General features: G+C 49.8%; 11 protein-coding genes. All 11 read right to left on the reverse strand.

Features of this window, described 5'->3' with window-relative positions:
* Positions 1-32 precede the first annotated feature (32 nt).
* The 11 genes from C7R92_RS26600 to C7R92_RS26650 all read right to left on the reverse strand — a co-directional run bounded on the left by C7R92_RS26600 (position 33) and on the right by C7R92_RS26650 (position 12,792).
* A complete protein-coding gene (locus tag C7R92_RS26600; RefSeq protein ID WP_106836203.1) occupies positions 33-1,175 on the reverse strand; it encodes an acyl-CoA dehydrogenase in 1,143 nt (380 codons plus the stop codon).
* 95 nt (positions 1,176-1,270) lie between these two features.
* Positions 1,271-2,122, reverse strand: coding sequence for a 3-hydroxybutyryl-CoA dehydrogenase (locus C7R92_RS26605; protein ID WP_106836204.1), 852 nt, complete (start codon positions 2,120-2,122; stop codon positions 1,271-1,273).
* Positions 2,123-2,137: 15 nt separating this feature from the next.
* A complete protein-coding gene (locus C7R92_RS26610) occupies positions 2,138-3,316 on the reverse strand; it encodes an acetyl-CoA C-acetyltransferase (RefSeq protein ID WP_106836205.1) in 1,179 nt (392 codons plus the stop codon).
* 167 nt (positions 3,317-3,483) lie between these two features.
* Entirely contained in the window at positions 3,484-4,593 is a 1,110-nt protein-coding gene (locus C7R92_RS26615) for a hypothetical protein (RefSeq protein WP_106836206.1), read from the reverse strand.
* Positions 4,590-5,129 carry a sigma-70 family RNA polymerase sigma factor gene (locus tag C7R92_RS26620; protein ID WP_106836207.1) on the reverse strand — a complete coding sequence of 180 codons (540 nt, stop codon included), beginning with the start codon at positions 5,127-5,129 and terminating at the stop codon, positions 4,590-4,592. Before C7R92_RS26620 ends, C7R92_RS26615 begins: the two co-directional genes overlap by 4 nt.
* Positions 5,130-5,242: 113 nt before the next feature.
* Positions 5,243-7,318, reverse strand: coding sequence for a heterodisulfide reductase-related iron-sulfur binding cluster (locus C7R92_RS26625; protein WP_106836208.1), 2,076 nt, complete (start codon positions 7,316-7,318; stop codon positions 5,243-5,245).
* Positions 7,319-7,588: 270 nt separating this feature from the next.
* The gene (kamA, locus tag C7R92_RS26630) at positions 7,589-8,953 is read right to left on the reverse strand and encodes a lysine 2,3-aminomutase (protein WP_069851073.1); all 1,365 of its coding nucleotides are present in this window, start codon (positions 8,951-8,953) and stop codon (positions 7,589-7,591) included.
* Between the two features lie 162 nt (positions 8,954-9,115).
* Positions 9,116-10,534 carry a sigma-54 interaction domain-containing protein gene (locus tag C7R92_RS26635; RefSeq protein ID WP_106836209.1) on the reverse strand — a complete coding sequence of 473 codons (1,419 nt, stop codon included), beginning with the start codon at positions 10,532-10,534 and terminating at the stop codon, positions 9,116-9,118.
* A gap of 77 nt (positions 10,535-10,611) precedes the next feature.
* The gene (locus tag C7R92_RS26640; RefSeq protein ID WP_106836210.1) at positions 10,612-11,004 is read right to left on the reverse strand and encodes a hypothetical protein; all 393 of its coding nucleotides are present in this window, start codon (positions 11,002-11,004) and stop codon (positions 10,612-10,614) included.
* 74 nt (positions 11,005-11,078) lie between these two features.
* Positions 11,079-11,492 (reverse strand): YwiB family protein, encoded by a 414-nt coding sequence (locus C7R92_RS26645; protein WP_047069857.1) that lies wholly within the window; start codon positions 11,490-11,492, stop codon positions 11,079-11,081.
* 55 nt (positions 11,493-11,547) lie between these two features.
* Positions 11,548-12,792 carry an MFS transporter gene (locus tag C7R92_RS26650; RefSeq protein ID WP_106836211.1) on the reverse strand — a complete coding sequence of 415 codons (1,245 nt, stop codon included), beginning with the start codon at positions 12,790-12,792 and terminating at the stop codon, positions 11,548-11,550.
* Between the last annotated feature and the right edge of the window lie 171 nt (positions 12,793-12,963).

Consider the following 12,963-nt stretch of genomic DNA (forward strand, 5'->3'; position numbering starts at 1 on the left):
ATCACTCCCCCATGTCTTTTTCATCTGTCTATTTAATCAGCAAGCAAATGCTTGGCGATAACGATTCGTTGAATTTCGTTGGTGCCCTCATAGATTTGCGTTACTTTCGCATCCCGGAATAGACGTTCAACCGGATATTCTCGAGTGTAGCCATATCCGCCAAAGATTTGTACGGCTTCTGTGGCGAGCTCCATCGCGGAGTCTGTGGCAAAACGCTTTGCCATCGAGGCTTCCATCCCACAAGAAATACCTTGGCTGCGCAGCCACGCCGCTCGGTATACTAGCAACCGGGCAACTTCTGCTTTCGTCGCCATGTCAGCCAGCTTGAAGGCAATGGCTTGCTGCTTGGCAATCGGTTGTCCGAACTGCTTACGTTCCCGCGCGTACTCTGTCGCATACTCTACTGCCGCCTCGGCAATCCCGAGTGCCTGTGCCGCAATCCCGATTCGACCGGAATCCAGATTCGCCATCGCGATACAGAAGCCTTCCCCTTCTTGACCCAACAGGTTGGCAGCCGGTACACGCGCATTGTCGAATATGAGCTCTGTCGTATAGGAACCGTGCAGTCCCATCTTCTTTTCTTTTTTCCCAACCGTGAAGCCCGGTGTATCCTTGTCTACGATGAAGGCCGATATTCCCTTGGTTCCTTTTGTAGAGTCGGTTACGGCAAATGCGATATACGTATCTGCCTCCCCACCGTTTGTGATGAACACCTTGTTTCCGTTTAAGATGTACTCATCGCCTTTTTTCACAGCTGTGGTTCGGATACTGCTCGCATCAGAACCTGCATGCGGCTCGGTCAAGGCAAAAGCCCCGAGGTATTCCCCACTCGCAAGCTTGGTCACGTATTTGCGTTTTTGCTCCTCGGTACCGAAGTAGAGAATCGGGTTCGTCCCGACGGAGGTATGCACGGACAAAATGACGCCTACTGTCGCACTCACTTTGGAAATCTCGTGAATGGCCAAAATGTAGGAAATAAAATCCGCCCCTGCTCCTCCCCACTCTTCGGCGATCGGAATGCCCATGAGCCCCATCTCGCCCATCTTTTTCAGGATCTGACGCGGGAACTGGTCCGTCTCTTCCATCACAGGGATGAAAGGTGCGATCTCTTTCTGGGCAAAGTCTCGCACCATGCGGCGCATCATCTCTTGCTCTTCATTCAATCGAAAATCCATGTCCGTCCTACCTTTCTGCAAAGTTCCTCTCTAGCAAAAGTTCAAAAAGTCGTCATTACTTCGTGATCAAAAGACGAATTTTTGAACTACCTTGCCTAGTTGTACACGTAGAAACCACGACCGGATTTTTTGCCTAGCCATCCTGCTTTGACGTACTTGCGCAGCAACGGGCATGGGCGGTATTTCGAATCACCGAACCCTTCGTGCAGTACCTCCATAATGTAGAGGCAAGTGTCCAGCCCGATGAAATCAGCCAACTGAAGCGGCCCCATCGGATGGTTCATACCCAGCTTCATGACTTCATCGATCGCTTCCGGTGTTGCAACTCCCTCGTACACACAATAAATCGCTTCATTCAGCATTGGCATCAGTACCCGATTGGACACAAACCCAGGGAAATCGTTTACGCTCACGGGCACCTTGCTCATTTGTTTGGACAAATCTTCTGTCAGCTGATAAACCTCATCGGATGTTTGCAGGCCGCGGATGATCTCAACCAGCTTCATCACAGGAACGGGGTTCATGAAGTGCATGCCGATTACTTTTTCCGGGCGCTTCGTCACTGCCGCGATCTCGGTAATCGGCAGCGAGGATGTATTGCTAGCGAGCACCGTATGCGGCGGACATACCTCGTCCAGCTTGGAAAAAATTTGCGTTTTGACCGCCATGTTTTCCGTCACCGCTTCTACCACAAAATCTGCATCAGATGCATCAACCAGATCGGTAGACAGCGTCAAACGTCCGAGAATGGCTTCCTTTTCCGCTTCGCTGAGCTTGCCTTTTTCCACGTTGCGCGACAAGTTTTTCGTAATCGTAGCAAGACCGCGTTCCACAAACGCCTGCTGAACGTCGTTCAAATAAACACGAAAGCCAGCCTGCGCTGCTACCTGGGCAATCCCACTGCCCATCTGTCCTGCCCCGATGACCATAATCGTTTGTACGTTCATGCAAAAAGGCCTCCCTTACTCTACTTTAATCAAGATAGCGTCACCCTGTGCGGCACCACTGCAAATTGCCGCGATCCCTAAGCCGCCGCCTCGTCTTTTTAATTCATAGGCGAGGTGCATAATAATCCGAGCACCACTCGCGCCAATCGGGTGTCCGAACGCAATCGCTCCCCCGTTTACATTCACTTTCTCTGCGTCCCAGCCAACGATTTTGCCACTTGTCAAAATCACCGCAGCAAACGCTTCGTTCACCTCGAATAAATCGATGTCAGAAAGAGCTACTCCTGTCTTCTCCAGAAGCTTGTTAATGGCAAGCCCCGGAGTTGTCGCGATATAAGGTGCATCTGCGCCGACCTCGGCGTGACCAAGAATCGTCGCAAGCGGCTTGATACCCAGTTGCTGCGCTTTTGCATCCGACATCAACACCATCGCTGCTGCTCCGTCGTTGATTCCTGGAGCATTGCCTGCCGTGATCGTCCCGTCCTTTTTGTACACAGGAGGCAGCTTCGCCAATCCTTCCTCGGTGGTATCTGGACGTGGTCCTTCATCCACGATTACTTGCAGCGGCTCCCCTTTTCTTTGCGGAATGGAAACCGATACTAGCTCTTCGGCAAAAAGTCCTTTTTCCATCGCTTGAGCAGCTCTCTGCTGACTGCGCAGTGCCCATGCATCCTGCTCTTCTCGCGTAATCCCGTTCTCTTCTGCCACATTGCTGCCGTGCACAGCCATCGCCACTTGATGAAACGGGCAAGTGAGGCCGTCATACATCATGAGATCGCGAACCGTCGCATCTCCCATCCTCATCCCGTTGCGTGCATCCGGCAGAGCGTACGGTGCGTTGCTCATGCTCTCCATGCCGCCAGCGACGATGATTTCTCCATCTCCTGCGCGAATGATCTGGTCCCCCAACGTCACTGCACGCATCCCGGACGCACATACCTTGTTAATCGTCTCGCTCGCTACATTCCATGGCAAACCAGCCTTACGAGCCGCCTGGCGTGAGGGTACCTGACCCGCACCTGCCTGCAAGACCATACCCATGATTACTTCGTCCACCTGATCGCCGGAAATGCCAGCGCGCTCTACCGCTTCCTTGATTACAATGGAACCGAGCTCTACTGCCGATAGCGCTTTCAAAGCTCCACCAAACTTACCAAATGGGGTACGCACTGCCCCTACAATGACCGTTTTCATCGAATGACCTCCATTCGGATGATGTTTCACATCAACAAAGACTAAACCGATCGAGCGTTCGTTCATTTTGCATACTTTTATTTTGCCGTCTTCCGTACGAATAGTCAATCAATAATGAAAAAAAGAGCAGCCTGACTTTTGGGAGAGTCAGGCTGTTGTTGCTACTGCTACGGTCTCCATCTTACTTTCCAGATGCCCTGGTCATCTTGCCGCATAATATATCCGGTTTTATCGGGGCCACTATCCTTGTACTCAATCCAGACAATTGTTTCGTCGTCTTTATGTTCAACCCACATTTTGCTCCCCAGCTCCATCATTTTTTTATTACTTCTCCAGAAATTTCGTTCTCCAACTGGATCTTTCTTCACTTCTTTCAAATATTGCTCGAATGTCGGCTTCTCCACGCCTTCATCCACGATACGCAAGGCGTACTGCATTTCGAGCTGTCCATCTTGCACTGCTCTTACATAGAGCTTCACGATGTCAATCGGAGACAGCCCACGTAATAGCTCATCCTTTTTCTCATACATGTAATTGAAATAGCGATCTTCTTCCTCCGGCTTTAAATCGAATATGGACGAAGCGGCAGGACTCCCGGTACCGCCTTGGCTCAAATCCACAATATCTTCTTGGATGGTCCCGTTGCTGTTCAGTTTGAGAAGATAGACGTCTTTGCCTTGGACATAGCTTACGGTATACCAATGAAGCTTTTTATCCTTCCATCCAACTAACATCTCCAAGCCCACGTCTCTTTTTAGCAGAGCCTCCGTCTCGATCATTGTCCAGTCTTTTCGCTGATATCCTTCTTTTGCGAGAATCGAATAGCCCCAGTACTCTTCTGTGCCATCGTCCCCGCTTCCGCCATAATTGTCTACAACTGTGTAAGGGAACGAAATCTTGGCTTTGATTTGGTCTTGTGTCATCCCAACACGCAAGACATCGATGATCTCATCTACCGTTCCCATAATCACCTGATCATCAGAAGCTGGGTGAGCCTTTGGATCGGGCTTTTGATGGGTACCTGGCTCAGCAGACGTTCCGTTCGGCGTATGTGTACTCGTGCTTTCCTTTTGCAGCAAATAAGGGGCAAACCCAATGACAAGCACAACCGCAACAAGTGCTGCGCTTACAGGGTAGATGAAACGAAACCTTTTCTTGCCTTTCTTCTCGATATTCATGCGAATCCGCTCCTCCAAGCCAGTCGTATCGTCCATTCCGCGCAACAGTGTCCGGTCAGCCGTTTCCTTGAATTCCTCCAGCAATTTATCCAGGTTCATTCGATCCCCTCCTTTTCCAGGAGCGCTTTGAGCTTCTGGCGTGCGCGGTGCATTTTCGTATAAATCGCTCCTGCGGACGTGTCCAAAATGACCGCGATCTCCTCTACGGACAACTCCTCGTAGTAGTGAAGGACAATCAATTGACGATAGCTATGCGGCAGCTTCATGACGAGATGGGCAAAACGGGCGCGAAGGTCATTTTGCAAGACGGCCGACTCTGCTCCCTCGACTACCTCTATGTCCACTTCCGGTTTGAAGAACAGGTGCCGGAACGACCACGAGCGCAGATGTTTTTTCGCTTCGTTGACGGCAATTCGGTACACCCATGTTTGCATCGAGCTCTCTTGGCGGAATTTCCCCAAGTTTTTGTAAGCTATCAGGAACACTTCCTGTGTGATATCCTCAGCCAAGCTGCGGTCCTTGACCATCAAATACACGAGGCGCAGCACCTTTTTCAAATAGTGCCGGATCAATTCATCAAATAATGCCTCTTTTGTTTTGGTTAAGCCTTTCTCTGCAAGCTCCAGCTTCCTCACTCCCTTCCCATTCCTTTAGATTCAGCTGGCTCCTCTATCTTACAGTTTTTTGCAAAAAAATAATGCGCAAGCCTCGTCGCTTGATCAGTACGAGACTTGCGCATGGTATGAACCTAGATGGCGTCTGCGAGAATTTCCGCGACGTCGCGTGTTTTGACGTGATCTTCCTGCTCTTTGGTCTTAATTCCGTCGTTCATCATCGTCAGGCAGTATGGGCATGCACTGGCGATTTCCGTCGGTTTGACCTCCAGAGCTTGCTCCGTACGTGTAACGTTCACACGAGAGCCCTCATGTTCCTCCATCCACATCAAGCCGCCGCCCGCTCCACAGCACATACTGTCGCAGCCGCTGCGCTTCATCTCGACCACCTCTACACCAGGAATGGCTTCGAGAATTACACGTGGCTTGTCGTAAATTTCGTTGTAGCGGCCCAGGTAGCAGGAATCGTGGTAGGTGATGCGTTCCTTGACTTCCCTGGTTGGCTTCAATTTGCCTTCCTTCACCCACTCCGCCAACAGCTCGGAGTGGTGGTACACCTCTGCATTCAATCCAAACTCCGGATATTCGTTCTTAAACGTATTGAACGCGTGCGGGTCGCAGGTGACGATTTTTTTCACTTCATACGCTTCAAACAAGGCAATATTTTCTTGGGCGAGCTGCTGGAACAAGAACTCGTTACCAATACGGCGGGCCGTATCGCCAGAGTTCTTTTCCTCGTTGCCCAAAATGGCGAACTTCACACCCGCTTCGTGCATGAGCTTCACAAATGCCTGCGAGATTTTTTGGCTACGCAAGTCAAATGATCCCATCGAGCCTACCCAGAACAAGTACTCGAATTCTTCGACCTGCTTCACAGTTGGCACCTCGTACTCACCGTTCAGACCTTCAATCCATTTCGTCCGGTCTTTGCGGTTAATTCCCCACGGGTTGCCCTGACGCTCGATATTGTTCAAGGCGCGCTGCGCTTCTGCTGGCATGCTGCCTTCTGTCATGACCAAGTAGCGGCGCATATCGATGATTTTATCTACGTGCTCGTTCATCACCGGGCATTGGTCTTCACAGTTGCGACAGGTCGTACAAGCCCACAGCTCCTGCTCGGTAATGACATCGCCGATCAAGCTTTTCTCATAGACTGCAGTTGCTCCTTCCGCTGTCGCCGCTACTTCAGATGCTTGGATTGCAATCTGGTTGGCAGTCGTCTGCGAAAAGGCGAAGTTAGGCATCCATGGTGTACGCGATGTCACCGACGCACCTTTTTCGGTCAAATGGTCGCGCATTTTCGTAATCAAATCCATTGGGGAGAGCATTTTTCCCGTTCCAGAGGCCGGGCACATATTCGTGCAGCGACCACACTCCACACAAGCGTACAGGTCGATGAGCTGCGTTTGCGTAAAATCCTCGATTTTGCCGACACCAAATTCTTCCTGCGTCTCGTCCTCGAAGTTGATGCTGGTCAGCTTACCTGGCGGGTCCAGCTTCTTGAACCACACGTTGACAGGAGCAAACAGCAAATGCGCGTGCTTGGACTGCGGCACATACACCGCGAAACCGAGCAGGATGATCAGATGTAGCCACCAGAAAACGTAAAAGCCTACCACTGCACCAGTTGTCCCTACTCCAATCGCAGAGAGTACGATCGCGAAAACAGATGAGATCGGAGCGAACGCCGATGGCTCATGTCCGAGCCAAATTTGTTCAAAAGCGAGCGAGAACAGCACAGTCGCCATCAGGGAGGAAATCAGCAAGAGGACGATCCCCGATTTGAAGCCGCGCTTCAGACGCTTGAGCTTTTCGATATAGCGGCGGTAAAAAGCGTAGCCGACCGCAGCCAAAATGAGAAACGTGGTGATCTCTTGCATGACAGAGAAGTATTTGTGGGCGCTACCAAAAGGAAGCTCGTAGCCTTTCGAAAGCCCTTTGATAACCAGCTCGATGGCTCCGAATTGCAGGGTGATAAAGCCGTAAAACATCACAACGTGCATCACGCCGCTCTTTTTGTCCTTCAACAGCTTCTTGTGGAAAATGACGTTGTCCAGCATCAGATTGATGCGTGCCCCAAAGTCATTTTTCACATCCGGCTTTTTCCCCAGCTTGATAAACAAGTATCTGCTGTACACGACATGCCCGGCTAAATACAGCCCGTAAGCGAGAACCAGGAAAAAGGCGATCAAATTAATGAGTGCCAGCATGTTTTCTACTCCCCTCTATTGCGAGTTTGTCTTTGGACGTGAAAATCGTTTTTTTCTATCTTATCAGAATCATGGAAATAAATGAATGAGTATTCAGTCAGTTCGTTTATTTTTTTCGAAAAATGCAACGATACTGAGCGACCGCTCATAATGAGTACAACTCGATCTTATCACACAAGTTGCGAATCATCCATCCTCTTCGAAGAGTTGGAAATATTCTTACGAAAAAAAAGAAACAGCTACCTTCATACGGGTAGCTGTTGATCATGTTTATTTTCCTGAGGCTTCCTTCGTCTCGGCAGTAGGTTGGTCTTTCTTGGCCTTTTGCTCTGACCGTACATCTGCGAGTGATTTGACCTTGGTTGCTTTGATGCGCTTGTTACGCGGCAGATCAGTCGGCTCCAGATTGTCTACCTCGTCTTGCATGAGTGCTGCGATACCAACCGCTTTGCCTTTTGCAGCCTTGCAGTATTCGCAGTTTTCCTCGTCGTGCTCGTGGTATTGCTTCGGCTCTGGATAGGACGTGATAACGCCTTCAAAATTACGCAGCACAACTTTATCAGATGCTTGCGAGATGATGTAGTTCGGACTAACTGGAATTTTGCCTCCGCCGTGTGGAGCGTCTACTACAAAGGTCGGAACTGCATAGCCGGAAGTATGGCCGCGCAGGTGCTCAATGATTTCGATCCCTTTGCTGACAGGCGCGCGGAAGTGTCCGATTCCCTCTGACAGGTCGCATTGATAGATGTAATACGGGCGAACGCGGATTTTGACCAGGTCCTGCACCAGCTTTTTCATCGTATTCGCACAATCGTTGATACCAGCCAAAATAACTGCTTGGTTGCCGAGCGGAACACCAGCGTTGGCGAGCATTTCGCAAGCTAGCTTCGCTTCCGGTGTAATTTCTTTCGGATGGTTAAAGTGTGTATTGAGCCAAACTGGATGGTATTTTTTCAGGATATTGCACAGGTTTTCGGTAATGCGCTGCGGGAATACAACGGGTGCACGCGTACCGATCCGAATAATTTCAACATGCGGGATGTCGCGCAGGCTGCTGATGATGTATTCCAATACACGGTCATTGATCAACAAACCGTCTCCACCGGAGAGCAGTACATCGCGGACTTCTGGTCTTGAGCGGATGTAATCGATACAGGCATCCAGCTGTTTCTTTGGTACGCCCATACCGATCTGGCCGGAAAAGCGACGGCGCGTACAGTAACGGCAATACATGGAGCATTGGTTCGTCACCAGGAAAAGCACGCGATCTGGATAACGATGTGTCAGACCAGGTACAGGAGAATCGGTATCCTCGTGGAGTGGGTCTTCCATGTCGTATTTGGTACGAACCATCTCAGAGGACAAAGGTACAGACTGCATGCGAACCGGATCGCTTGGATCGTCTGGATCCATCAGATGAGCATAGTACGGTGTGATATTGAGTGGAATGGTTTGCGTAGAAATACGTACGCCCTCTTCCTCTTCCGGTGTCAGGTTGATTACCTGCTTCAAATCATCGACCGTCTTGATGGTGTGCGTAAGCTGCCACATCCAGTCATTCCATTGCTCGTCCGTGACATCCTTCCAAAGTTCTATCGAACGCCAATCGCGTTTTGTCGCTACTGTCATGTGCATCCCGTCTCCCCTCGTCTTATGGTGAACCTCTTCGTTTCACTCAACCAACAAGAGATGCAAGTGCCATGCCAACAAATCAAAAGATTTAGAAAATAAGGAATAGAGCGTTTCGTGAGCTTCTTATCCATTTGATCCTTCGCGAGTCTGCCGAATTTTCGGCAATCAACAGGGAGGGATCATCCGCTGCGAGAGCTTGTATTGCAGTGTCTGTCTGGGGATGCCCAAGAGTTTGGCAGCACGAAGTACATTGCCGTCCGTTTGCTGCATCGCATCTTTGATCACCTTTTCCTCTACCTCACGCAAAATCTCGGGCAGCGTACAGCCTTCCTTTGATAAAAGTTGTGCCGAAATAGGTGCTTCATTTTTCTCAGACGGCGAGCGTTCCAGCAAATGAGCCGGAAGATGGTCCAACAAAATGATGTCCGACTCCACCATATTCATGGCTGCTTCTATGACATGTTCCAGTTCACGTACGTTTCCCGGCCAATCATACGCAGCAAACAAACTAGCCACTTCACCGCTGATTCCACGCACATTCATACCGAAGATCCCGTTGAACTTTTGCAAGAAATGATCGATCAGCATATCCACATCTTCTCTGCGCTCGCGCAATGGCGGCAGCTCAAAAGAGACGACGTTGATCCGGTAATACAGGTCGGTTCGCATGATTCCTCTCTCCACGAGTGACTGTGGTGCTTCGTTGACTGCGGCGATTACTCGTACATCCACTTTGGTCGACTGGCTCCCGCCGATCCGTCTGATCTGACCGTCCTGGAGGACTCGCAGCAGCTTTGCTTGCAAATCGAGCGGCATGCTGTTCAGTTCATCCAGAAATAGAGTACCACCGTCCGCCAGCTCGAATAACCCTGGCCGATCATCGGCTCCTGTGAAGCTTCCTTTTGTCGTGCCAAACAGCAAGCTTTCGAGCAGCGCGGCGGGCAGTGCGGCACAGTTTTGCGCGATGAATGGCTTACTGCTGCGGACAGACGCATGGTGAATGGATTGGACAAACAGTTCTTTTCCCGTCCCGGTTTCGCCGTATATCAACACGGGAGAAGTTGTACGCGCAGCTTTTCGAGCGCGCTCTTTGAGGCGTTTCATTTTTTCACTCATCGTCAAAATGTCTTCGAAATGGAAAGTCGTTTCATCTACCGAGCGTTTTGTCCGTTTCGGCTTACTAATCTTGGCCTGAAGATCGACCAAGCGCTCCGACAGTTCTTTTAGCTTGCCGATATCCTTCGCCACTTCAACTGCCCCGACTAACCGTTTGCCTACTCTCACGGGGAGTGTCGTGTTGATTGTCTCCACACGCATTCCCTTCCAGTTCTTATATGTCTGTGTCTGGTTGTAGATTGATTCGCCACTATCGATGACACGAAGCAGGGTACTCGACTGTCGATCAAGCGAAGGAAAAACCTCCAACAATGGCTTCCCCAACACCTCTTCTGAGGTCAGCCCATCGAGCTTGGCTGCGACGTGATTGTAGAAAATCGTAATGCCATTAGCATCCACAACGTGAATTCCTTCATCGATAGCGCCCAAGATCGCCTGCAACATTTCTACCGTATCTGACAACGGCATCCTGGCTTTCACTCCTTCCTTCCATCCATGCTGCCAAAAAACCATCACTTCGCCGAATATTCGGCACTTTTACAAGGTTATCGATTACGCGCTACCTGAATGGCAAGCATTGCGGTATACAATAAATGTCCCAATACCCAGATGAAAAATGCTGTCAAACTCATCGCGGATTGACTCAACAGGCTAAATGGGAAAAACGCGACAGAAAAACCGAGCATCCAGTACAGCAAGTATCGTACCGATCGGGCTTTTCTTTCCCGCGGGTAAAAGTGCATGAGAAAAAAGGCGACGATCACACTAATCAGCAGATGAATCAATAGTTCTACAATAGAGGGCAGGTTTTCCATGCCCGGCACATAGCTGACATCAATTAAAACGGGAAAGGTATTGGTATCAAACAAACCATCTCCGAGCGCCAAAAAAGCAGCAAGACCCAGACCGGCTATTAGTCCATTTGTGAGTACAAACATGCTGTATCCCCCTTTCACTTCAGCCGCAAGTAATCCTATTGTACGTGCAAAAAACCGCCCTTGCAAAGGGCGGCTTATTTTCCTAGCTCTATTTTCAGCTCATGCTCACCAGCATACTGCTCATTCATCCATAGCTGGTACGCGATTTCTACCTGTACAGGAACCTCTGCTTCGTAGCGGATTCGCAGTTTGTTTGTATGCGTCTCCATTGCAAACGGACCATAGGGACTTTGATAGGTAGAATGGGTGCTGGCTCCTTTTTCGAATTGCTGTCTGGTTGAAACTCCGCCCTGACGAACCAGCGTAATGGACGTATCTGTTAGCTTCAGTGTCGTGCTTACTTCGCCTACTCCTTCCATCTGCTCTTTGTAGGTCAAGTACCACGCGGATGCTTTTTGTACGCGCTTGCCTTCATAGCTGTGGGTCGTTTCTTCCCAGTTGCCTTCGACATGATGCCGTGCCGTCAATTTCACTTGTATGTCTTGCATGCTGCTTCCACACTCCACTTTCTTTCGCTTCCCATTTATCCCTACATTCTACCCTTCATCGCTCTGGTGTGGCAACCGCCGCCTCCGCTTTGGCATCAGCCAGCAGGTATCTCATGGTAGCAGCAATCCCGATCGCCGCAAGCAACAGCAGACCCGCCAATACCAAGTACCCGATTCCTGCCCCCGTGTAATCGATCATAGCCGTAAATAAACCAATAAGGACCAAACGCATCATCATTCCGATTGAGTTGAAAAAGCTCATCACCCGCCCCATCTGATGCTTCGGCACAACTGTCATATAGAGCGATTGCCGAATCAAGCGCACGGAAGCGTTACTCCACCCGTAAAACGTGTACGCCGCAATTAATGCCCAGCCATACGGCAAAGCAACCATGACAACAATGGCAATCGCGAACAACAACGTATTGACGATCATGGCTACCAGCTGCCCCATCTTGCGAACGACGATCGCAACGAGTAAACCTGCCGCCACGGCCCCCAGTGCATACGTGACTTCACCTAGCGAATAAACCGAGACACCCTCCTGCAGCGTTTGGCTTATGTAAACAGGCTTCAATAAGTTCGTCGCCATAACAGCAATGAAGGGCATGAGTGCCGATATGCCAAACAGCAGGAATCCTTTCTTTTGCCGAATGTACCGCCAGCTTTCCATCAGCTGCCCCGTCCAAGCGACACCCTGGCTTTGCTTCGCTTCTTTTTCCAGCGTGAAGGTATACGTCATGGTAGACAGCAAGGTAAAAGCGAACAAGTAGGTAATCGCATTGAAAATAATCACCACATGCAGCCCGTAGGAGCTAAGCAAAATCCCTGCAAACGCGCCAGCAAGAACAGATGCAGTCTGTCCTTCGATCTCGAGCAGACTATTGATGCTGTTGTAATGCTTGGGCTCAAACGTCTCCTGAACCAGTGCGGACTGCGTCGGGTAATGAATTTGGTACATAAAAGTCGTCGTCAAATAGATAACAATCAGCATCCACTCGGTGTACTCTCCGAAAAAGCCCCAGATCGCAAGCACGCCAAGCACGCCAAATCCGATCAAGTTTTCTACCAGCAGCATTTTTTTGCGGGAATAACGATCGATGAGAGTCCCGATATACGGCCCGATGAAAAACATCAGTACCGCAGAAGTAAACATGGTGGAGCCCAAAAGTTGAGCAGAGCCTGTCGTTTCCACGAGGAACCAAGCAATCCCGATCATCGTCATGCCTTGCCCAAACCCGGAGAACAGATTGGAAAAGAACAGCTTTCGAAATGGTGCGTAGGCAAATACTTCTCTCATGCAGACAACTCCTTTGTAAGAAAACCTCCGTCGACTATTAAATCATCTCACTATTATGATTGTACTGATAATTTCATACTTTGTAAACTAAAATGTTTATTAATTGAATTGAACGTTTACCACCAATAAGAAAAGCCCCCGGTTCTTTTACTGAAGTGCACCCCTTAGAAT

The sequence above is a fragment of the Brevibacillus porteri genome (assembly GCF_003013475.1).
Taxonomy (GTDB): domain Bacteria; phylum Bacillota; class Bacilli; order Brevibacillales; family Brevibacillaceae; genus Brevibacillus; species Brevibacillus porteri.

Bases quoted from the DNA above. Each gene is read 5' to 3' on its own strand.
- C7R92_RS26600 (WP_106836203.1), bottom strand. From the start codon at position 1,175: ATGGATTTTCGATTGAATGAAGAGCAAGAGATGATGCGCCGCATGGTG.
- C7R92_RS26605 (WP_106836204.1), bottom strand. From the start codon at position 2,122: ATGAACGTACAAACGATTATGGTCATCGGGGCAGGACAGATGGGCAGT.
- C7R92_RS26610 (WP_106836205.1), bottom strand. From the start codon at position 3,316: ATGAAAACGGTCATTGTAGGGGCAGTGCGTACCCCATTTGGTAAGTTT.
- C7R92_RS26615 (WP_106836206.1), bottom strand. From the start codon at position 4,593: ATGAACCTGGATAAATTGCTGGAGGAATTCAAGGAAACGGCTGACCGG.
- C7R92_RS26625 (WP_106836208.1), bottom strand. From the start codon at position 7,318: ATGCTGGCACTCATTAATTTGATCGCCTTTTTCCTGGTTCTCGCTTAC.
- kamA (WP_069851073.1), bottom strand. From the start codon at position 8,953: ATGCACATGACAGTAGCGACAAAACGCGATTGGCGTTCGATAGAACTT.
- C7R92_RS26635 (WP_106836209.1), bottom strand. From the start codon at position 10,534: ATGCCGTTGTCAGATACGGTAGAAATGTTGCAGGCGATCTTGGGCGCT.
- C7R92_RS26640 (WP_106836210.1), bottom strand. From the start codon at position 11,004: ATGTTTGTACTCACAAATGGACTAATAGCCGGTCTGGGTCTTGCTGCT.
- C7R92_RS26645 (WP_047069857.1), bottom strand. From the start codon at position 11,492: ATGCAAGACATACAAGTGAAATTGACGGCACGGCATCATGTCGAAGGC.
- C7R92_RS26650 (WP_106836211.1), bottom strand. From the start codon at position 12,792: ATGAGAGAAGTATTTGCCTACGCACCATTTCGAAAGCTGTTCTTTTCC.